A 20,248-nucleotide genomic window follows, 5' to 3' on the forward strand; every position below is an offset into this window, starting at 1 on the left:
AGTCCGCCCCGGGTCCCGCGCGCGTGGCAGACTGGTGCCATGCTGCTCGACGAGCTCGTGAGAACCAACGATGCCGTGGCGTCGACCCGCTCCCGACTCGCGAAGGTCGATGCCCTGGCCGATCTTCTGCGCCGGCTCGAACCCGGGGAGATCCCGGCGGTTGTGGGCTTGCTCATCGCCAGGCCGCGGCAAGGCCGGGTCGGGATCGGCTGGCGCGGCATGACGGCGGCCATGGGGGAGCCGGCCGCGGAGCCAAGACTTACGGTCGCCGACCTTGACGCCGCATTGGACCGGCTCCTCGTCACCTCGGGGGCTGGATCGGCCGCGGAGCGCGCCGCCACCCTTCGGACGCTCACTGCGGCAGCCACTGAACGCGAACAGGCGTTCATCGCCGGCGTGCTGCTCGGAGAACTGCGCACCGGCGCTCTAGAAGGGGTGCTGACGGATGCAGTTGCCCGCGCGGCCGGTCGGCCGGTGGACGCCGTCCGTCGCGCCGCCATGCTCTCGGGCGATTTGGGCGGGACCGCGCTGCTCGCGATGACGGGGACGGCGGCCCAGCTTGACGACGTCGGCCTCGTCGTCGGCCGTCCGGTGCAGCCGATGCTGGCCGCAACCGCGGCCAGCGCCAGCGCAGCCCTGGAGGCCACGGGGGAGGCGTCCGTGGAATACAAGCTCGACGGGGCGCGGATTCAGGTGCACCGCGTTGGCAACGATGTGCGGATCTTCACCCGGACCCTGGCCGACGTGACCCACCGGCTGCCCGAGGTGGTGGAGCTGGTGCGCCGGCTTCCGGTGCGTGATGTGATCCTCGACGGCGAGACGCTCGCCCTCGACGAGGACGGCGGTCCGCGGCCGTTCCAGCAGACCATGTCGCGGTTCGGGGCGGACGCGGCCCGCGCCACGATACTGCATCCCTGGTTCTTTGACGTGCTGCACATCGACGGGCGCGACCTCCTCGACGAGCCGTTGTCGACCCGCATCAGCGTGCTCGAGCGGATCGCGCCAGGGCACCGGATCCCGGGCGAGATCACGGCGGATCCGGCCGTTGCTGAGCGGGTGTCCCGCGATGCGCTCGCCGCGGGCCATGAGGGCGTCGTGGTGAAGGCTACCGGCTCCGCCTACGCGGCCGGGCGGCGCGGCTCCAACTGGATCAAGGTGAAACCGGTGCTCACCTACGACCTGGTGGTACTCGCCTGCGAATGGGGATCAGGACGGCGGACCGGGCTGCTGTCGAACCTGCACCTCGGAGCCCTGGACCCCGCTGGTGAGTTCGGCGAACCGGGCGGCTACGTGATGGTGGGCAAGACATTCAAGGGCCTCACTGACGAGCTGCTGCGCTGGCAGACAGAAAGGTTTCAGGAGCTGGAGGTGCGGCGCACCGGGGGCACGGTGTGGGTGGACCCGGTCACGGTGGTGGAGATCGCCATCGACGGCGTGCAGGGTTCCTCGCGTTATCCGGGCGGGATCGCGCTCCGCTTCGCACGCGTCAAGCGCTACCGCGACGACAAGACAGCTGCGGAAGCCGACACCATCCAGACGCTGCGCTCCCTGCTCCGTCCGTAGTCCGGTGAGGATGTTGTCTCAGCTGCGCTGCGGGCGTACCGTGGCGCTTAACCCCGATCGGCGCGCCGGTATGGGCGTGACTGCGGCCTGAATGCACGACGACGGGAGGCCGGGAGGGTGGTATCCGAGGAGGCCAGATGACAGCTGAGACGGGCATTGACCAGGGCCGGTCAGCGTTCCGCGAGAACCGCTGGACCGAGGCCTCAGAAAACTTCCGCGAGGCCGACCAGCGGGGCGGCCTGCCGGCACCGGACCTTGAGCGGCTCGCGACCGCCGAGATCCTGACCGGCAACATCTCCGCAGGCCTGGACACCCTTACCCGGGCCCATGAGGAGTACCTGGTGGTCGGCGACGTCGTTGGTGCCGCGCGGTGCGCCGGATGGATGGGGATGCAGCTGATGCACGTGGGGGAAATGTCCCAGGCCGGCGGGTGGTTCGCCCGTGGGCAAAGGTTGGCGGATGAGCTGGCCGAGCCGGACGCGGTGCAAGGCTTCATGCTCGTCCCTGTGGGCCTGGGCAAGCTTTACGGCGGTGACCCGGCCGGCGCCCTCCAGATCTTCGCCCAGGTTGCGGACTTTGGCCAAAGATTCCAGGACAAAGACGTCTCAGCGCTGGCACTCATTGGTTTAGGCCAGGCAACCCTCATGCTGGGTCGCAACGACGAGGGCCTTCGAATGTTTGACGAGGTGATGGTGGCCGTGACAGCGGGAGAACTCTCCGCGGTCCCGTCAGGGATTGTCTACTGCGCAGTCATTGGCAACTGCCACCTGGTCTTCGACCTGGAACGGGCGCTGGAATGGACGGCGGCACTTGACCGCTGGTGCCGTACCCGCCCCGACATGATGACGTTTAGCGGCCAGTGCCAGTCACATCGGGCCGAGCTCTTCCGGTTGCATGGAGCCTGGGCCGAGGCGCTGGAGGCGGCAGCCGTAGCCCAAGGCCGTTCCACCAAGGGTGATCCGCAGGCGCTTTACGGGGGCTACTACCAGCAGGGCGAAGTGCAGCGGCTCAGAGGCGATCTGGACGCGGCCGCCGCTTCTTACGGGGAAGCGGCCCGAAGCGGCTATGAGCCACAGCCCGGCCTTGCGCTCCTCTCCCTGGCGCGCGGGGACGTGGAGCAGGCAAAGTCGATGATCCGCAGGGCCGCCGGCGTGGCGGATGCAGCCACCCGCCGGCACCTGTTGCCGGCCCTGGTGGAGATCGAACTCGCCGCCTCCGATGTTGAAGCGGCGAGGCACGGCGTCGACGAACTGGCGGCCTTTGCCCGGGAATGCCCTATGCCCATGGTCCGCGCAGTTGCGAGCCAGGCCGAGGGTCAGGTCCGGCTCTCCGAAGGCGATCCGGGGGGTTCCGCACAAGCCACCAGGCAGGCCTGGAAGCTCTGGCGGGAACTTGGCGTGCCTTATGAAGCCGCGCGCTGCCGGGTATTGATCGGGTCTGCATGCCGGGCCCTTGGCGACGAGCCGTCGGCGCTCATGGACTTCGAGGCCGCACATGCCGAGTTCCTGGAACTGGGCGCAGCTCCGGCAGCCGGTTGGGCGGCGTCACTCATGCGGGAAAGCGCTGGTGGCGGCAAGGGGCCGCTGTCCCCGAGGGAAACCGAGGTGCTTCGGCTCGTTGCCACCGGCAAGGGGAACCGGGCGATCGCCGCAGAACTCTATCTCAGTGAGAAGACAGTGGCCAGGCATCTCAGCAACATCTTCCTCAAGCTCGGCCTGTCCTCCCGGGCTGCCGCCACCCGGTATGCATTCGAGCACGGCCTGGCAGCGTGAGCTACGCGAAATCAGGAGGGGGAAAGACGGTGCCCCGCCGCACTTCGCCCGGCGGGGCACTTGCCGGGCCTCAGCTCAGCAGTTCAGGCACGGCTTCCCGGTCGAAGAGGAGTCAACGACGGCGGCAGATCCCGTTGCCTGCCTGGTCTCCGCAGCGGCACCCACGAGTGTTCCGCTCACGGTGGCGAAGGAATGTGCAGGCAAGCGCAGCACGAGCTGGCCATCCGCACGCTCCTTTACCTCCAGCGGGCGGGGCGCCACGGCTTCCAGGTGCTCGGGTGCGTTGAATGCGGCCATGTGGTCACCGCCCAGCACGAGCGCCACCACTTCTTCCAGCTGCCCGCCACGCAGATCGAGGACGATTTCCTTTTCGCCATCGAGTTCCAGGTTGGCGACGGAAATCAGCACCTTACCGTCTTTGCTGCTGGCCGAGGCGGTAAGGGTGGGAAGTTGTGCCCCCTCCAGATCGTGCGTGCTGTCTGAAACGATGTGCGTCAGCAGGGCGCGGGCGTCGTGGTGGCCGGCGTTCATGGCGAAGACGTGGAAGGTCGGAGTCTTGACCAGGGCACCTGTCTCCGGGTCGGTGAGCAGCATGGCCTGCAGCACGTTGACCGTCTGGGCGATGTTCGCCATGACCAGGCGGTCTGAATGCCGGTGAAAAGAGTCGAAGTGGATGGCCGCAACCAGGGCGTCGCGGACGGTGTTCTGCTGGTATAAGAAGCCAGGATGAGTGCCAGGCTCAACATCCCACCAGGTGCCCCATTCGTCCAGGACCAAGCCCACGGCCTTGTCCGGGTCATAGACATCCATCATGGTGGAGTGCATGGACAGGAGGGTCTCGATGTGCTGTGCGGCCTTAATGGTCTTCCAATACTCGTCCTCGCTGAACGCGGTTGCGGAACCCTTGGCATCCCAGTTGCCGGACATCGTGTAGTAGTGCAGGGAAATGCCTTGGTAAGGCGAGCTTTTGCGGCTGGCACTGCCCTTGTCGGTCAGGGCCTCCATGAGGGCTTTGGTCCACGCCACGTCGTCGTTGTTGGCACCGGCAGCGATCCGGTATACCTCGTTGCCGTTATGGTTCCGCACGTAGGTGCTGTACTGGCGTGCCAGATCGGCATACGCATCGGCACGCATATTGCCGCCGCACCCCCAGGGCTCGTTGCCGATGCCGAAGAAGGGAACCTTCCAGGGCTCGTCCTGGCCATTGGCCCGGCGTAGAGCGGCCATGGGGGAATCGTCCGCGCGGGTGATGTACTCGATCCACTCGCTCATCTCCCGGACGGTCCCGGAGCCGACATTGCCGTTGACGTAGGCTTCGGCGTCCAGGAGTTCACACAGATCCATGAACTCGTGGGTGCCGAAGGAGTTGTCCTCCACCACGTCGCCCCAGTGCGAGTTGATCATGCGCGGACGCTGATCGCGGGGGCCGATCCCGTCCTGCCAGTGGTATTCATCGGCGAAGCAGCCTCCCGGCCAGCGCAGGTTCGGAATGCGGAGTTCCCGCAAAGCGGCGACCACGTCATTGCGGATGCCGCGGGTGTTGGGGATCGTGCTGTCCTCTCCTACCCAGAAACCCCCGTAGATGCAGCGGCCGAGGTGCTCGGCGAAGTGTCCGTAGACGTGGCGGCTGATGGTTGGACCCGCGATGTCAAGGTTGACGATGAGCCGGGACAAAGATGCCATAAGGAAGACTCTCCAATATCTTTCAGGTGATTTAGCTGGTTGATTCTCTGGTGATGAGACGGAACGGCGCCACGAGCTCGCGCCCCGGGGCCGAACGGTCCTTGATCCGTTCGGTAAGGAGCGTGAGAGCGGCGCTCACCATCCATTCGTGGTCAGGGGCGATGGTCGAGAGCGACGGCGTGGAGAACTCAGACTGCTCGATGTCGTCGTAGCCGATGACACGCACATCTTGGGGAACCCTGAGACCGAGATCTGCCAGGCCTCGCATGATGCCCAGGGCAACGGCATCTGTCACAGCTACGACGCCATCGAACTCCACACCGTTTTTCCCCATTTGCCGGATGCCTTCAGCCGCATCACGCATGGTCAAATGGTCCATGGGGACCCGAAGCCCGGGATCCTCCGAAAGCCCTGCATCCGCGAGGCCTTGGCGGTATCCCAGCAGACGGTCAACGACCACGTTATGGGTTTCGCCCACGGGCGCAGGGCTGCTCGCCCAGGCGATGCGCTTGCACCCCTGCGATGCCAAGTGCACAGTCGCCGCCCTGGTCCCCTTGCTGTTGGGCATGGCGATGTGGTCCACGGTCTCCTCGAACAGCTTTTCGCCGAGCAGGACCAGGGGAATGGACTGGTTGAGGAAACGTGCTTCTTCGGGCCCGATCCCGATAGCGGAGAGGATGAGCCCGTCGTATTCAAGCGTCCTGGCGAGCGCGACCGCGTCGATCTCCCCCTGGACGTGGGCGCCGGTCTGTTCAACCGTCACTCTGTAGCCGAGCTGTGCAGCCTGGGCGACCACCCGCCCTCCAAGCTCGGCGAAGTAGGCATGATGGAGCGCCGGCACGGCCAGCCCAATCACACCCGTTGTGCCGGTGCGCAAAGTCCTGGCTGAACGGTTCATGACGTAGCCGCTCTCTTTAACGGCCTCAAGGACGCGCCGGCGGATTTCGGTATTGACCGAACGGCGACCATTGAGGACGTTGGACACCGTCATGGTGGAGACTCCTGCCAGGCGTGCAACGTCGGACATCTTGACCATGGCGGACCTCTCTCATAGAGGGATGTATCGATAAACGATGAGTTTGGGATCCATGAAAAACCATTGGCATTCAGGAGTGCGTTTATCGTTACACGGGTTCGCTTTTCCGTCAAGGGGTGGGACTGCATAAAAATACCCATAGAACCCCTGGCCAGAGTTACATGCTTTGGCCGACGCGGTCCGGCGGGCCCCAACCATAGCCTCAAAGCATGAACCTTCCAGTCCTTGCCGGCACCCTCTCGACGGTGCTGTTTGCCGTCGGAATGCTGCCGATGCTCGTCAAAGCCGTACGCACGCGGGACCTGGCGTCCTACAGCCTGGGGAACCTGGTCCTGAGCAACGTGGCCAACGCCGTTCACTCCATCTATGTCTTCAACCTGCCGGCGGGCCCCATCTGGGCCCTCCACGTGGCCTACGTTGTGGCATCCGCGTTGATGCTTGCCTGGTGGCTGCGCTACAGGGAGACGGGAAGCGCCGGGAGGAACGGCCGGACAAACATCAGTCTTGAAGGTTCAGCCGCAGGAATCCACGCAAGTGAAAGAGGAGAGCAGTGATGAATACCAACGACCTGACCGGCACGCTGGACACGATGATCATAGGCGGCGGACAAGCCGGCCTTGCCATGGGTTACTACCTGGGCAAACAACAACGAAGGTTCCTGATCCTGGATGAGAACGCCAGGACGGGCGACGCCTGGCGGCAGCGTTGGGATTCGCTCCGGGTGTTTACGCCCGCCAAGTATGACGGACTGCCCGGCGCACCGTTCCCGGCGGATCCGCTGTCGTTTCCCCCGAAGGATGTGCTGGCGGACTATCTTGAACGCTACGCTGAACAATTTGACCTGCCGGTGCAGCACGGCACCCGCGTCGAGCGGCTCTGGCGGGAAGGGGACCGATACATTGCCGCTTCCAACGGTCATCGCTGGGAAGCGCGGAACGTGGTGGTGGCAACGGGCGCCGAACGTTCACCCAGGATCCCGGAATTCGCTTCCCTGCTTGACCCGTCCATCGTTCAACTCCATTCCAGCGCCTACCGGAATCCCGGTCAGCTCAAGGACGGCCCGGTCCTTGTTGTCGGCATCGGAAACTCCGGCGCGGAGATCGGCATTGAGGTAAGCAGGACCCATCCCACCCTGGTGGCAGGGAAGGCGGGCGGCGAGCTCCCTGTGAAGCATGGGAGGGCAGCGGCCCGTTTCGTCCTCCCACTGGTCCGCTTCGCAGGGCTGCACGTGCTGAACGTCGCCACGCCCATCGGCCGCAAGGCCATTCCGGGCCTCCGAGCCCACGGGGCACCGCTGATCAGGACCAAGACCAAGGATCTCGCGGCTGCCGGTGCGCGGTTCGTTCCCCGGGTCACGGGGGTGGACAACGGACGGCCGGTCCTCGCGGACGGAAACCGGCCGGATGTCGCAAACGTCATCTGGTGCACCGGCTTCCACGCGGAGTTCAGCTGGATGGATCCGGCCTTGCTCGACGACGGCGGAATGCCCCGGCAATACCGCGGCGTTGCGTTGGACTCGCCAGGCCTGTTTTTCCTGGGACAGGACTTCATGTACGCAGTCGCGTCGGCAACACTGCCCGGTGAATGCCGCGATGCACGTTACCTGGCTCGAAAGATCCCCGTTCCGGTCAGCCGGGAGGCCGCCGCATCTGCCATTTGAGCCGCCAGGCCAAGCGAGCGGTGCCCGGGTGGGAGCCCGCCCGGGCACCGCCGGCTGGTCTGCGGATTGGTCATGGGTATGACAAATCAGTAAAATGGATGCTTTGGTTAACCGCTGCGAGAGGTTTTTTGTGCCGACTGCGAGAACCGCGCCCGCTCCCGGCCCTCGAAACGAAGCCACCCTGGCGGGCCGGAAACCAACCTTCCGACCCGAAGTCCAGGGGCTCAGGGCGCTCGCCGTGCTCATGGTGGTGACCTACCACGTGTGGCTGGGACGGGTGTCCGGGGGCGTGGATATCTTCCTGCTGATCTCCGCCTTCCTGCTGACGCTCTCCTTCGTGCGGAAGGTCGAAAACGGGCAGTCCTTTAATCTGTTGCCGCACTGGCTGCACCTGTTCAAGCGGCTGCTGCCGGCCGCAGTCGTGGTTCTCCTCGGTGTCCTCGCCGGCACGTGGCTGATCCTGCCGCAGAGCCGCTGGCCGGAGGTCCTGGACCAGGCCTGGGCGTCGTTGCTGTACCGGCAGAACTGGCTGCTGGCTGATACTGCGGTGGACTACTACGCGCAGGACCACTCAGGCGCCAGCCCGCTGCAGCACTTCTGGTCTCTGTCCATCCAGGGACAGGTGTTCATCCTGTGGCCGCTCATCTTCGCAGGTGCCGCCCTCGCATGGCGGCTCCTGCGGCGCAGCCGGTGGATCGCCGTCCGAAACCTCGGCTACCGCTCCGTCCTGCTGTTCGCCTTCGCCGGCATCTTCGTTGCCTCGCTCATCTTCTCGATCGATCAGACGGCCGGCAACCAGGCGTACGCGTACTTCGACACCAGGACCCGGCTGTGGGAGTTTGCCCTGGGTTCGCTGCTGGCCCTGGCCCTGCCCTACCTGAAGCCGGGCAAGGCCCTCCGGATCGTGCTCGGCTGGTCCGGGCTTGCCGCCATGCTGTCCTGCGGACTGGTGCTGACGGTGGACCGGTCCTTTCCCGGATACGTCGCTCTCTGGCCCACGCTAGCGGCAGCAGCCATCATCGTTGCCGGCCAAAGCGGGAGCCGTCTCGGCGTGGACCGGCTGCTGGGCTGGAAGCCGCTGGTGGCGCTCGGCGACAATTCCTACGCCCTGTACCTATGGCACTGGCCGGTGCTCGTGCTGGCCCTGGCCGGTGCCGGCATCCCGTCACCGGGCCTTGGCCAGGGCCTCTGCATCGTCGGCGCATCAATCCTCCTGGCCGTCCTCACGACGCGTTTCGTCGAAAAGCCGCTCCGCGAATGGCACTGGCCGAAGCTGCGGACCCGGCGCGCCGCCGTCGTGGTCGCTGCCTGCTGTGCAGTACTCGCCGGACCCGTGGCAGTCTGGCAGACAAGCATCACGGCTGATGAAGCCGCGGCGGCAGCGCAGCCGCGGGAGCTCACTCCGGGCGCCGCGGCCCTGGCCCCCGAAAACGCCGGCAAAGCCACACCGGCAGCGCGGATCATCCCTGCGCCCGCTGCCATGAAGAAGGAGTGGGCGGACATCGACGGGTTGTGCACCGACGAAAATGTCCCCTCGGATCCGATGCTGGCAGGCTGCCTGCAGAACACCAAGCCGGAACAGGTGACCAAGCGGATCGTGGTGCTCGGCGATTCCCACGCGCAGCAGTACATGGCCGCCTTGGGCCCTATCGCCAAAGAGCACGGGTGGGAAGTGGTGACGTTGCTCAAGGGGAACTGCCGGTTCGGTGCCGAATCGCCCGAACGGGACGAGGACTGCAACGCCTTCAACCGCGCCAGTGCCGGGTACGTCATGGAGCACCGGCCTGACGCTGTGTTCACGGTGGCATCGCTGACGCATGCAGAGGCCCCTTTTGAAACCGATGTTCCCGGCTACCTTGACGGCATCCGCCAGTTCACCGACGCCGGAATGGACGTGGTGGGCGTGCGGGACAATCCGCGGTTCAGCATCAACATGCCCGAATGCGTCCAGAAGCACGGCGCAGACGCGCCGGAATGCAACGTGCCCGTGAACGAGTCGCTGGCCGAGTCCTCACCGCTGGATAGCTACCGCGGCAAGGTGGACGGGCTCCACCTCATGGACATGAGTGACTTCATTTGCGCGGGTGGCATCTGCCCGGCGGTAGTAGGCAATGTGTACGTCTATAAGGACGACAACCACCTCACCAAGACCTACGTGCAGAGCATGGTTCCCATGTTTGAACAGCGCCTGCTGGCAGCCACCGGCTGGACCTGACGTTTGCCTCCCAGGCCCAGGGCGCCGGCGGCGCTGGTGCCGTTGCTCACATTGCCGCCACGGAATAGGGGGATCGGGCCCGAGGTTCTAATATTTATTCAATACTTTCTGCACGGACCAGTCCCGTAATGACGGGCTGGTCATCAGTTGCAACCCCTACCCGTGACCCCATAACCAAGGTAAGAGGCGCACTCATGACCCAGCCCGAACATGACCCCTTCGGCTTCATCGGCCTGACCTACGACGACGTCCTGCTCCTGCCCGGGCACACCGACGTTATCCCGTCCGACGCCGACACGTCCTCGCGGATATCGAAGCGGATCACCGTGGAGACCCCGTTGCTGTCGGCCGCCATGGACACCGTGACCGAATCACGCATGGCCATCGCGATGGCCAGGCAGGGCGGCCTGGGCGTGGTTCATCGCAACCTCTCCATCCAGGACCAGGCGGACCAGGTGGACCGCGTGAAGCGCAGCGAATCGGGGATGATCACCAACCCGCTGACCATTGGCCCTGAAGCAACACTGGCGGAACTCGATGAGATCTGCTCGCAGTACCGGGTTTCCGGTCTCCCCGTCGTGGACGATGGCATGCGGCTCCTGGGCATCGTCACCAACCGCGACACCCGGTTTGTCCCGGAATCGGATTTCCCGCTGCGCCTGGTCAGCGACGTCATGACCAAGATGCCGCTCGTCACCGGCCACGTCGGCATAAGCCGGGAGGAAGCTTCCCATAAGCTGGCCACGAACAAGATCGAGAAGCTTCCGCTCGTGGACGAGCAGGGCCGGCTGAAGGGCCTCATCACCACCAAGGACTTCACCAAGGCCGAGCAGTATCCGCTGGCCACCAAGGATGAAGAGGGCCGGCTCCGCGTGGGTGCAGCCATCGGCTTCTTCGGGGATGGCTGGGAACGCGCCATGGCACTCGTGGACGCCGGTGTTGACGCCCTGTTCGTCGATACCGCCAACGGCCACTCGCAGGGCGTGCTGGACATGATCCGCCGGCTGAAGTCCGACCCGGTCGCCGCGCACGTGGACATCATCGGCGGCCAGGCGGCCACCCGTGAAGGTGCGCAGGCCCTGATTGACGCGGGCGCCGACGGCATCAAGGTGGGCGTGGGACCCGGCTCCATCTGCACCACCCGCGTGGTGGCGGGAGTTGGCGTTCCCCAGATCACCGCCATCTACGAATCCGCCAAGGCAGCGATCCCCGCCGGAGTGCCGCTGATCGCCGACGGCGGCCTGCAGTACTCGGGCGACATCGGCAAGGCGCTTGTCGCCGGAGCGGACACCGTGATGCTCGGTTCGCTGCTGGCAGGCTGTGACGAGTCCCCGGGCGAGCTGATCTTCGTCAACGGCAAGCAGTTCAAGAGCTACCGCGGCATGGGTTCGCTGGGAGCCATGCAGTCCCGCGGCAAGAACACCTCGTACTCGAAGGACCGCTATTTCCAGGCCGACGTCTCCGGTGATGACAAGCTCATCCCGGAAGGCATCGAAGGCCGGGTGGCCTACCGCGGCCCGCTCGCCTCGGTGGCTTACCAGCTCGTGGGCGGCCTCCGCCAGACCATGTTCTACGTGGGTTCCCCGACCATTCCGGAGCTGAAAGCGCGCGGCAAGTTTGTCCGCATTACCGCCGCCGGCCTGAAGGAATCTCACCCGCACGACATTCAGATGACCGTAGAGGCACCTAACTACGGGTCACGCTAGAGAGCATGTCTGAGCTGCGGCCGGCCCGTGTGCCCGGCCGGAAACTGGCGCTGAGGCCCTACGCGGCTGCCGTGGCCCAGGTCCTCAGGGTCAGTTTCCGGGCGTCGCCCGCAGCAGTGGTCATGAAGGTGGTCGGATCCCTGATCTCGGCACTGCTGCCGCTCGTGACAACGTACTTCGCAGCCCTGACCACCACTGCCCTGGCGGCGGGCTACGCCGGAGACCCTGCAGCCGGCGAGAGGGCCATCCTTTACGTCATTATCACTGCTGCCCTTGGCCTTTTCTGGGGGTCCTTCAGCAGCGTGGACCGGTACATCCAGCAGCTCATGAGCTTCAAGGTCGGCGCCATCGTGGGCGACCAGATGTACGAACGGTTCCTGGCGCTGGAGTTCTGGCGGTACGACGACAAAGAAACCGTCGACCTGTATGACCGCGCCAAGCGTTTCTCGGACTCGTACGCGCGGGTCCTGGACCGCATCGCGGCCATCTTCACCCAGCTGGTGTCGGTGATCCTTGCCGTCGGCGCCCTGCTGCTGGTCAGCTGGTGGATCGCCGTCATTGTCCTCGTCGCGATCGTGCCGAGCGTCTACCTGCAGTTCAAGCTGTCCAGGGAGCAGATCGCGCACTGGAACACCCAGGTGGACTCCCGCCGCCAGCGGCGGATGATCGAGACCAACCTCCTGCGCCCGCAGCACATCGCCGAGATGCGCCTGTACGGAATTGTCGGCTACCTCATGGATTTCCGTTCCCGGCTCCGGGACGAGGATGAGCGTCGCCGCCTGGACTTCCAGAAGCGCTATATCCCCAAGCAGCTGGCGGCGGATGCGCTGCAGTACGGGGCAGAAGTCATTTCCCTGATCTGGGTGGTGGGCCAGATCATCGCCCGCGCCCAGCCTGTGGGACAGTTCCTGTACGTCCAGCAGATCGTCAGCCGTGCCCTCTCCACGGCCAGCAACCTGGTGTCTTCGCTGAGTTCCATCGACGAGGACCTGGCCAACCTCAAGGACTACGAGCTGTTCATGGCGCTGCCGGTCCATTCCACGGACGCCCCGCCGCTGCTGCAGGCACCCCGGACCGTGGAGATGCGCGATATCCGCTTCACCTACACGGGCAGCGACACCGAGGTGATCCGGGGCATCAGCATGACCATCCGGGAAGGCCAGCACATCGCCATCGTGGGAGAGAACGGTGCCGGCAAGTCCACGCTGATCCGCATTCTCGCCGGACTGTATCGCCCGGACACCGGGCAGGTAATGCTCGACGGCGTCGACCTCGCCGCCGTCGACGTCAAGTCCTGGCACCGGCATCTGGCGGTGTTGAGCCAGGAATTCCTGCAGTACGAGTTCGCCACGGCTGCGGAGAACATCTACTTCGGTGACGTTGATTCACCCCGGGACGACGAGCGGATCCGCAGGGCAGCTGGCGACGCCGAGGCCCTGGACTTCATCAACAAGCTGCCCAACGGCCTGGACAACCACGTCAGCAACTGGATGGAAGACCCGCGCGGGCGCAAGGGCAGCGGGCTGTCCGGCGGCCAGTGGCAGCGGCTCGCCATGGCCCGCAACTTCTACCGGAAGGCCTCGTTCATGGTGATGGATGAACCCACCTCGGCCATCGATGCCCTGGCTGAACACCGGATCTTCACCCGTCTCTTCGCTGACCGCAGCACCACGATCATCGCCATCAGCCACCGGCTCGCCACGATCGAGAAGGCCGACATTGTGTACATGCTGGAGGACGGCCGGATCGTGGAGCAGGGAACGCATAAGGAGCTCGTTGCCCTCCGCGGCCGCTACTTCCGGATGTTCGAGTCCCAGCTGGGCGTGGAAGAGCCCGAAGGCGTCTGAACACTGGGATAACCTAGACCAGTGACTTACGAGATTGAGATCGGCCGTGGCAAGCGTGGGCGTCGTGCCTACTCCCTGGATGACATTGCGATTGTCCCTAACCGTCGTACCCGCGATCCCAAGGACGTTTCCGTCTCGTGGCAGATTGACGCCTACAGGTTCGACATGCCGGTCATCGCCGCTCCGATGGATTCGGCCATGTCGCCGCAAACTGCCATTGCTCTCGGCCGCCTGGGCGGACTCGGCGTGCTGGACCTGGAGGGTCTTTGGACCCGCTACGAGGACCCGCAGCCTGTCCTGGACGAGATCGGCGCCCTGCAGGACGAGACCAACAGCCCCGCCGTGACCGGCCGCATGCAGGAGCTGTACCGCGCGCCCATTCAGCCTGAGCTCATCACATCCCGGCTCGCCGAGATGAGGGCCGCCGGAGTGACGGTGGCCGGATCGCTGACGCCGCAGCGCACCCAGGAGCACTACAAGACAGTGGTGGCTGCCGGCGTCGACATCTTTGTGATCCGGGGGACCACGGTGTCCGCAGAGCACGTCTCGAAGGACCACGAGCCGCTGAACCTCAAGCAGTTCATCTACGAGCTGGACGTCCCCGTCATCGTGGGCGGCGCCGCCGGCTACACACCCGCCCTTCACCTGATGCGGACCGGAGCGGCCGGAGTCCTGGTGGGCTTCGGCGGCGGGGCCACCAGCACCACCCGCCGCGCCCTGGGTATCCATTCGCCGATGGCCTCAGCCATCTCCGATGTTGCCGCCGCCCGCAGGGACTACATGGATGAGTCCGGCGGACGGTACGTCCACGTCATCGCCGACGGCGGCATGGGCAGCTCCGGCGCCATTATCAAGGCAATCGCCATGGGCGCGGACGCCGTCATGCTGGGCAGCGCCCTGGCCCGGGCGGCGGAAGCTCCGGGCAAGGGCTGGCACTGGGGCCAGGAGGCACACCACCTCGAACTCCCCCGCGGGGACCGGGCCAATGTCGGCACTGTCGGCCCCCTCGAGGAAGTTCTCTTCGGACCGGGCCACCACACCAACGGGACATCCAACCTGATCGGTGCCCTGCGCCGTTCGATGGCCACCACCGGATATTCGGACCTGAAGGAATTCCAGCGGGTCGACGTCGTCGTGTCACCGTACGCCGGCAACTAACTCCTGCCCCCTTCTTCCGGCCTGCCCAACGGTGCGGCAACGAAGTAGTCTGGTTTACTACCGGCCCGCGGCAATGGAGGCGTTCGATGAAGAGTGTTCCAAACAACCATGGAGCCCTCGGCCCTGAGGCCAGGGAAGCATCGATTGAACGGCTCAGGGCCACCTCCGAGCCCGGCCGGGAACTGGACATCCTCATCGTGGGTGGCGGGATCGTGGGCACGGGCACGGCCCTGGACGCTGTCACCCGTGGCCTGAGCGTAGGGATCGTGGAAGCCAATGACTGGGCGGCGGGCACGTCCTCGCGGTCATCCAAACTCATCCACGGCGGCCTGCGCTACCTGGAGATGCTTGACTTTGCCCTGGTCAAGGAGGCCCTGCGCGAGCGTGGCCTGATCCTGACTGTGCTCGCCCCGCACCTCGCCCGGCCGGTGCCTTTCCTGTATCCCCTGACCAGGCCCTTCCTGGAGCGGCCCTATGTGGGCGCCGGGATCGCCCTGTACGACGCGATGTCCGTCACCGGCGGCCACAGCCGCGGGGTGCCTTTCCACAAGCACCTGACGCGCCGGGGTACCCTTCGCGCCGCGCCCAGCCTGAAGGACGGGGCCTTCGTCGGTTCCATCAGGTACTACGACGGCCAGGTGGATGACGCCAAATATGTGGCCAACCTCATCCGTACGGCGGCCTACTACGGTGCCCATGCCGTGAACCAGATGTCCGTGGTGGATTTTCTGCGCGAGGGAGAACGCGTGGTGGGCGCGAAGGTGGTCAACCATGAAGATGGTTCCCGGTTCAACATCCGCGCCAAGCAGGTCATCAATGCCACCGGTGTCTGGACCGACGAGACTCAGGCCATGGTGACGGACCGCGGCCAGCTGAAGGTGCGGGCCTCCAAGGGCATCCACCTTGTGGTGCCCCGTGACCGCTTCCAGTCCACCGTTGGGCTGATCCTGCGGACGGAGAAGTCGGTGCTGTTCGTCATCCCCTGGGGGCGGCATTGGATCATCGGCACCACTGACACCGACTGGAACCTGGACAAGGCCCATCCTGCGGCGTCCAGCAAGGACATCGACTACATCCTGGAGCACGTCAACAAGGTGCTGAAGCGGCCTTTGACCAGGGAGGATGTCGAAGGCGTCTACGCTGGCCTCCGTCCACTGCTGGCCGGAGAGAATGATTCCACGGCAAAGTTGTCACGTGAACACGTCGTGGCCCACCCGGTGCCCGGCCTGGTGGTGGTGGCAGGCGGAAAATGGACGACGTACCGGGTCATGGCCAGGGATGCCGTCGACGAGGCAACCCGCACCATGGACGAGCGGGTCCCGCCGAGCTGCACGGAAACCATCCCCCTGCTCGGGGCCAACGGCTTCAAGGCAGCCTGGAACCGCCGGAACCGGACAGCTGAGGAAGCCGGCGTCCACGTTGCCCGGGTGGAGCACCTGCTCAACCGCTACGGCTCAATGCTGCCGGAGGTGCTGGCCATCATCGGGAATGATCCCGCCCTCGCCGAACCGCTGCCCGGCGCCGACGACTACCTGCAGGCCGAGGCTGTTTACGCGGCCACGCACGAGGGCGCCCGGCATGTCCATGACGTCCTGACCCGGAGAACCCGGATTTCCATCGAGGCGTGGGACCGTGGTGTCTCCGCGGTTCCGGTAGTCGCTAAACTGATGGGTGAAGTCCTTGGCTGGAGTGATGCGCAGCGCGAGAGCGAGATTAAGCATTACATTGCACGAGTCGAAGCCGAACGGCTGAGCCAGCAGCAGCCGGACGATGTGTCCGCTGACGCTGCCCGCCTGGGTGTGGAAGATATCGTTCCGTTGCGCTGAGGGGCTCAAGGACCAAACACTTTTGCCTCACTGAAGGGACACGCCTTGGCGGAACCACTTGACCGGTACGACGCCGAGCTCACCACCCCTGCGATGGTGCTCCTGGAGCTTGAGGCATCGGACAAGGCTGACGCGGCATCACAGCTGGCGGAACGCCTCTTTGCCGCCGGACGTATCACGGACCTGCCGGGGTTCCTGGAGCACGTGAATTCGCGGGAGCACCAGCTCGCCACCGGACTCCCGGGCGGAATCGGCCTCCCGCATGCCCGCAGCGAATTCGTGTCCCGGACATCCATCGCCGTCGGCATTACCAAGTACGGCCATGCGCTGGATTTCGGCGCTGCCGACGGACCGGCCAACGTCATCCTTCTGATCGCCACACCCGCCAGCTCGTTCTCAGACCATCTGGAGGTCCTGGCAACGCTGGCACGCTCACTGTCCAAGGAGTCTTTCCGGGAGTCGCTGCGGCGGGCCTACGACGCCGAAGTGATCGCCGAACTCATCAATTCCAGCCTGGTGTTCTTCGACCACTGAGAGCCTTGCCCTTAACCTGGTCCGGCCAAGGGCTCCCCATTTAGTTGTTCTACAGCGGAACGAAGTACGGTTAAGACGTGTGGAAAACAGCCCTTAAGCCCCGATGGATCGCAGGCCTGATCTTCGCGCTGGCCCTTTCCGGGGTGTTCGTCCTGCTCAGCCAATGGCAGTTCGGGCGGTCCACGCAACCGGAAATTCCCGTCAACCCCAGTACTGAGAAAGTCAAGGCGCTCACCGACACGCTCCAGCCGGGCGATTTCTTCCACGGCTCGGTAGCGGACCAGATGGTGACCGCTCAAGGATCCTATGATCCGGGCAAGCAGGTCCTGGTCGCCGGGCGGCTGCACGACGGCAAATCCGGCTACTGGGTGGTTACTGCCTTCGCCGTTACCGGAGCGCCTGTCCTCACCGGAACCGCGGCCACTCCACAGACCTGGATCCCGGTAGCCCGCGGCTGGCTGGCCGATCCGGCGGATGCCGCACCGCCGCCGTCGGGCACTCTGGAACTGACCGGACGGCTGCTGCCGTCAGAGTCTCCCGTTCCGGCCACCGACCCCGGCCCCGGATACGCAACGGCCGTCTCCGTCGCGGAACTCATCAACGACTGGGGCGTGAGCAGCTACCCCGGGTTCATCGCCGCCTCTTCTGAAGTGGCCAATGGTGCTGACGTCGGCGCGGCCGCGGCCGCCGGCCCGCTCAAGCCCCTGAACATCGGCCCGCAGCCGGCCACCCAGCAGATCAACTGGCTCAACCTCTTCTACTCCGTGGAGTGGATTGTCTTCGCCGGGTTCGCCGTCTTCATCTGGTGGCGACTGGTCAAGGACGACTATCGCCGCGAACTCGAAGACAGCCTGGACTATGCCTATGGCGAGGAGCCTGGCGGGGAGGCCGACGACGGGAACGCCGGCGAGCAAGCAAACATCCAGACCCACCCCTCTTCCGATCAGAACCAACAAAAGGTACAGCCATGATTGAACCTAAACCGGCCATGCAGGCGCAGCCGTCGGACGGAAACGGCCAGGGCGCCGGCCCCAACAGCTCCGGCCCGGGAAAGGCCCCTGGAAAAGCCGCCAGGAAACGCCGCTTCGGGGGAACCGCGGCACAGATCCGTTCGGCGCTGAAGTTCTACAAGGTGATGGCGTACCTCACCGGAACGATGCTGCTGCTGCTCTGCGCCGAGCTTGTGGTGCGCTACGGGTTCGGCCAGTACCTGTTTGCCGGCGGTACAAACGCCGAGACGGGCCAGCCGTTCGGCCTGGGATTCGCTGCCGCCGAACCGCTGGGCGTGACCGGCGGAGTGAACCTTTCGGTGACGGTACTGATCATCCACGGCTGGATGTATGTGGTGTACCTGATGTCCGACTTCCGCCTGTGGTCGCTGATGCGCTGGCCCTTTGCCAAGCTCATCCTGCTGGCACTGGGCGGTGTCGTCCCGTTCCTGTCCTTCATTGTCGAGAAGAAGTTCCACGCCGACGTCGAAGCCGAGCTGGCAGCAAACCCGCAGGCACCCCAGCGGTACTGAGCCGGCCGCCAACCGGGACGCGGCGTTCGATCCGTCACAGCAGGCGCCTCAAGGTGCGGCGGGGTGACGCCGCAAAGTAGGCTTGGACGGTGACTACTCCCACTGCATCCCAGACTTCCCAGAAGCCGGTGCTGGTTGTTGACTACGGTGCCCAGTACGCGCAGCTGATTGCCCGCCGCGTCCGGGAAGCGAATGTGTATTCGGAAGTGGTTCCGCATACCTTCACCACCGAGCAGCTTCTGGCCAAGAACCCTGCCGCGATCATCCTTTCCGGCGGACCAGCCAGCGTCTACGCCGAAGGCGCCCCCGCCGTCGGCGCCGATCTTTTCGAAGCGGGTGTCCCCGTCTTTGGCATCTGCTACGGCTTCCAGGCCATGGCCAATGCGCTGGGCGGGAAAGTGGACAAGACAGGCCTGCGGGAGTACGGCGCCACCGAGACCACCGTCCTCGGTGAGGGCCGCTCCGTGCTGGAGGGGATGCCGCAGCACCAGAACACGTGGATGAGCCACGGCGACTCCGTCCATGAGGCGCCGGAGGGCTTTGAAGTGCTTGCGACGACGGCCGGCGCTGAAGTTGCTGCGTTCGCCAACGAGGAAAAGGGCCTGTACGGCGTGCAGTGGCACCCCGAGGTCAAGCACTCCGCCTACGGTCAGCAGGTCCTGGAGAACTTCCTCTTCAAGGGCGCCAGGCTGGAGCCGAACTGGACCACCGGGAACATCCTCGAGGAGCAGGTTGACCGGATCCGCCAGCAGATCGGAGACGCCCGGGTCATCTGCGGCCTGTCCGGCGGCGTGGACTCGGCAGTCGCCGCAGCGCTCGTCCAGCGCGCGGTCGGGGACCAGCTGACGTGCGTCTTCGTGGACCATGGGCTGCTGCGCGAAGGCGAAGCCGAGCAGGTGGAGCGTGACTTCGTTGCCGCCACCGGCGTCAAGCTGTACGTTGCCAACGAGCAGGAGCGCTTCCAGGCCGCGCTGGCCGGGGTCAGTGATCCGGAAACCAAGCGCAAGATCATTGGCCGCGAATTCATCCGGGCCTTTGAGGAAGCCGAACTCGCCATCATCGCCGAGGCCGCGGCCCACGGCGAGAAGATCAAGTTCCTCGTCCAGGGCACCTTGTACCCGGACGTCGTCGAGTCCGGCGGCGGCGAGGGAGCGGCGAACATCAAGAGCCACCACAATGTGGGCGGCCTTCCCGAAGACCTTCAGTTCGAGCTCGTTGAACCGCTCCGTGCGCTCTTCAAGGATGAGGTCCGGGCAGTCGGCGCACAGCTGGGCCTGCCGCAGGAAATCGTAGGCCGCCAGCCGTTCCCCGGCCCCGGCCTGGGAATCCGCATCGTGGGTGAGGTCACCAAGGAACGCCTTGACCTGCTCCGTAAGGCTGATGCCATTGCCCGTGCGGAGCTGACTGCTGCCGGGCTGGACAATGAGGTATGGCAGATGCCGGTGGTCCTGCTCGCCGATGTGCGCAGCGTGGGCGTGCAGGGCGACGGACGCACCTACGGGCACCCGATCGTGCTCCGGCCCGTCTCTTCAGAGGACGCCATGACAGCGGACTGGTCGCGGCTTCCGTACGATCTCCTGGCGCGTATCTCCAACCGGATCACTAACGAGGTGGAGGGCGTGAACCGGGTGGTCCTGGACATCACCAGCAAGCCGCCGGGAACCATCGAGTGGGAATAGCAGCCTGAGTGGCCGGTCTCCGGGCGGAGACCGGCCACTGCTTTATC

Annotated in this window: 15 protein-coding genes; 13 read left to right on the top strand and 2 right to left on the bottom strand. The window is 65.3% G+C overall.

Going from position 1 to position 20,248, the window contains the following annotated elements; genetic code table 11:
- Positions 1 to 39: 39 nt before the first annotated feature.
- Together QFZ40_RS05090 and QFZ40_RS05095 are read left to right on the top strand one after the other, a co-directional pair.
- Positions 40 to 1,563: an ATP-dependent DNA ligase gene (locus QFZ40_RS05090; RefSeq protein ID WP_306903201.1), complete on the top strand. Its 1,524-nt coding sequence runs from the start codon at positions 40 to 42 to the stop codon at positions 1,561 to 1,563.
- Positions 1,564 to 1,700: 137 nt separating this feature from the next.
- Positions 1,701 to 3,335, top strand: coding sequence for a helix-turn-helix transcriptional regulator (locus QFZ40_RS05095; RefSeq protein WP_306903202.1), 1,635 nt, complete (start codon positions 1,701 to 1,703; stop codon positions 3,333 to 3,335).
- 75 nt (positions 3,336 to 3,410) lie between these two features.
- Here QFZ40_RS05095 and QFZ40_RS05100 read toward each other — a convergent pair whose 3' ends face one another.
- Both QFZ40_RS05100 and QFZ40_RS05105 read right to left on the bottom strand, forming a co-directional pair.
- Positions 3,411 to 5,018, bottom strand: coding sequence for an alpha-N-arabinofuranosidase (locus tag QFZ40_RS05100; protein WP_306903204.1), 1,608 nt, complete (start codon positions 5,016 to 5,018; stop codon positions 3,411 to 3,413).
- A 31-nt stretch (positions 5,019 to 5,049) separates the two neighbouring features.
- Entirely contained in the window at positions 5,050 to 6,054 is a 1,005-nt protein-coding gene (locus QFZ40_RS05105) for a LacI family DNA-binding transcriptional regulator (RefSeq protein ID WP_306903205.1), read from the bottom strand.
- A 209-nt stretch (positions 6,055 to 6,263) separates the two neighbouring features.
- Here QFZ40_RS05105 and QFZ40_RS05110 point away from each other — a divergent pair, with 209 nt between their 5' ends.
- The 11 genes from QFZ40_RS05110 (at position 6,264) to guaA (ending at position 20,201) form a co-directional block, all read left to right on the top strand.
- Positions 6,264 to 6,608, top strand: coding sequence for a hypothetical protein (locus QFZ40_RS05110; RefSeq protein ID WP_306903206.1), 345 nt, complete (start codon positions 6,264 to 6,266; stop codon positions 6,606 to 6,608).
- Positions 6,608 to 7,714 carry a flavin-containing monooxygenase gene (locus QFZ40_RS05115; RefSeq protein WP_306903207.1) on the top strand — a complete coding sequence of 369 codons (1,107 nt, stop codon included), beginning with the start codon at positions 6,608 to 6,610 and terminating at the stop codon, positions 7,712 to 7,714. Before QFZ40_RS05110 ends, QFZ40_RS05115 begins: the two co-directional genes overlap by 1 nt.
- Positions 7,715 to 7,808: 94 nt before the next feature.
- Complete coding sequence (locus QFZ40_RS05120) at positions 7,809 to 9,929, top strand: acyltransferase family protein (protein ID WP_373427391.1); 2,121 nt, start codon at positions 7,809 to 7,811, stop codon at positions 9,927 to 9,929.
- A 194-nt stretch (positions 9,930 to 10,123) separates the two neighbouring features.
- The gene (gene guaB / locus QFZ40_RS05125) at positions 10,124 to 11,635 is read left to right on the top strand and encodes an IMP dehydrogenase (RefSeq protein WP_306903208.1); all 1,512 of its coding nucleotides are present in this window, start codon (positions 10,124 to 10,126) and stop codon (positions 11,633 to 11,635) included.
- 5 nt (positions 11,636 to 11,640) lie between these two features.
- Entirely contained in the window at positions 11,641 to 13,482 is a 1,842-nt protein-coding gene (locus QFZ40_RS05130; protein WP_306903210.1) for an ABC transporter ATP-binding protein, read from the top strand.
- A gap of 21 nt (positions 13,483 to 13,503) precedes the next feature.
- Complete coding sequence (locus QFZ40_RS05135) at positions 13,504 to 14,640, top strand: GuaB3 family IMP dehydrogenase-related protein (protein ID WP_306903211.1); 1,137 nt, start codon at positions 13,504 to 13,506, stop codon at positions 14,638 to 14,640.
- A gap of 86 nt (positions 14,641 to 14,726) precedes the next feature.
- A complete protein-coding gene (locus QFZ40_RS05140; protein WP_306903212.1) occupies positions 14,727 to 16,466 on the top strand; it encodes a glycerol-3-phosphate dehydrogenase/oxidase in 1,740 nt (579 codons plus the stop codon).
- Between the two features lie 45 nt (positions 16,467 to 16,511).
- The gene (locus QFZ40_RS05145) at positions 16,512 to 17,000 is read left to right on the top strand and encodes a PTS sugar transporter subunit IIA (protein ID WP_306903213.1); all 489 of its coding nucleotides are present in this window, start codon (positions 16,512 to 16,514) and stop codon (positions 16,998 to 17,000) included.
- A 77-nt stretch (positions 17,001 to 17,077) separates the two neighbouring features.
- Positions 17,078 to 17,971, top strand: coding sequence for an SURF1 family protein (locus QFZ40_RS05150; protein WP_306903214.1), 894 nt, complete (start codon positions 17,078 to 17,080; stop codon positions 17,969 to 17,971).
- Positions 17,968 to 18,522: a DUF3817 domain-containing protein gene (locus tag QFZ40_RS05155; protein WP_306903215.1), complete on the top strand. Its 555-nt coding sequence runs from the start codon at positions 17,968 to 17,970 to the stop codon at positions 18,520 to 18,522. The genes QFZ40_RS05150 and QFZ40_RS05155 overlap by 4 nt, the downstream gene beginning before the upstream one ends.
- 89 nt (positions 18,523 to 18,611) lie before the next feature.
- A complete protein-coding gene (guaA, locus tag QFZ40_RS05160) occupies positions 18,612 to 20,201 on the top strand; it encodes a glutamine-hydrolyzing GMP synthase (RefSeq protein ID WP_306903216.1) in 1,590 nt (529 codons plus the stop codon).
- Positions 20,202 to 20,248 lie beyond the last annotated feature (47 nt).

Source organism: Arthrobacter pascens, from assembly GCF_030816475.1.
In the GTDB taxonomy this organism is placed as follows: Bacteria; Actinomycetota; Actinomycetes; order Actinomycetales; family Micrococcaceae; genus Arthrobacter; species Arthrobacter pascens_B.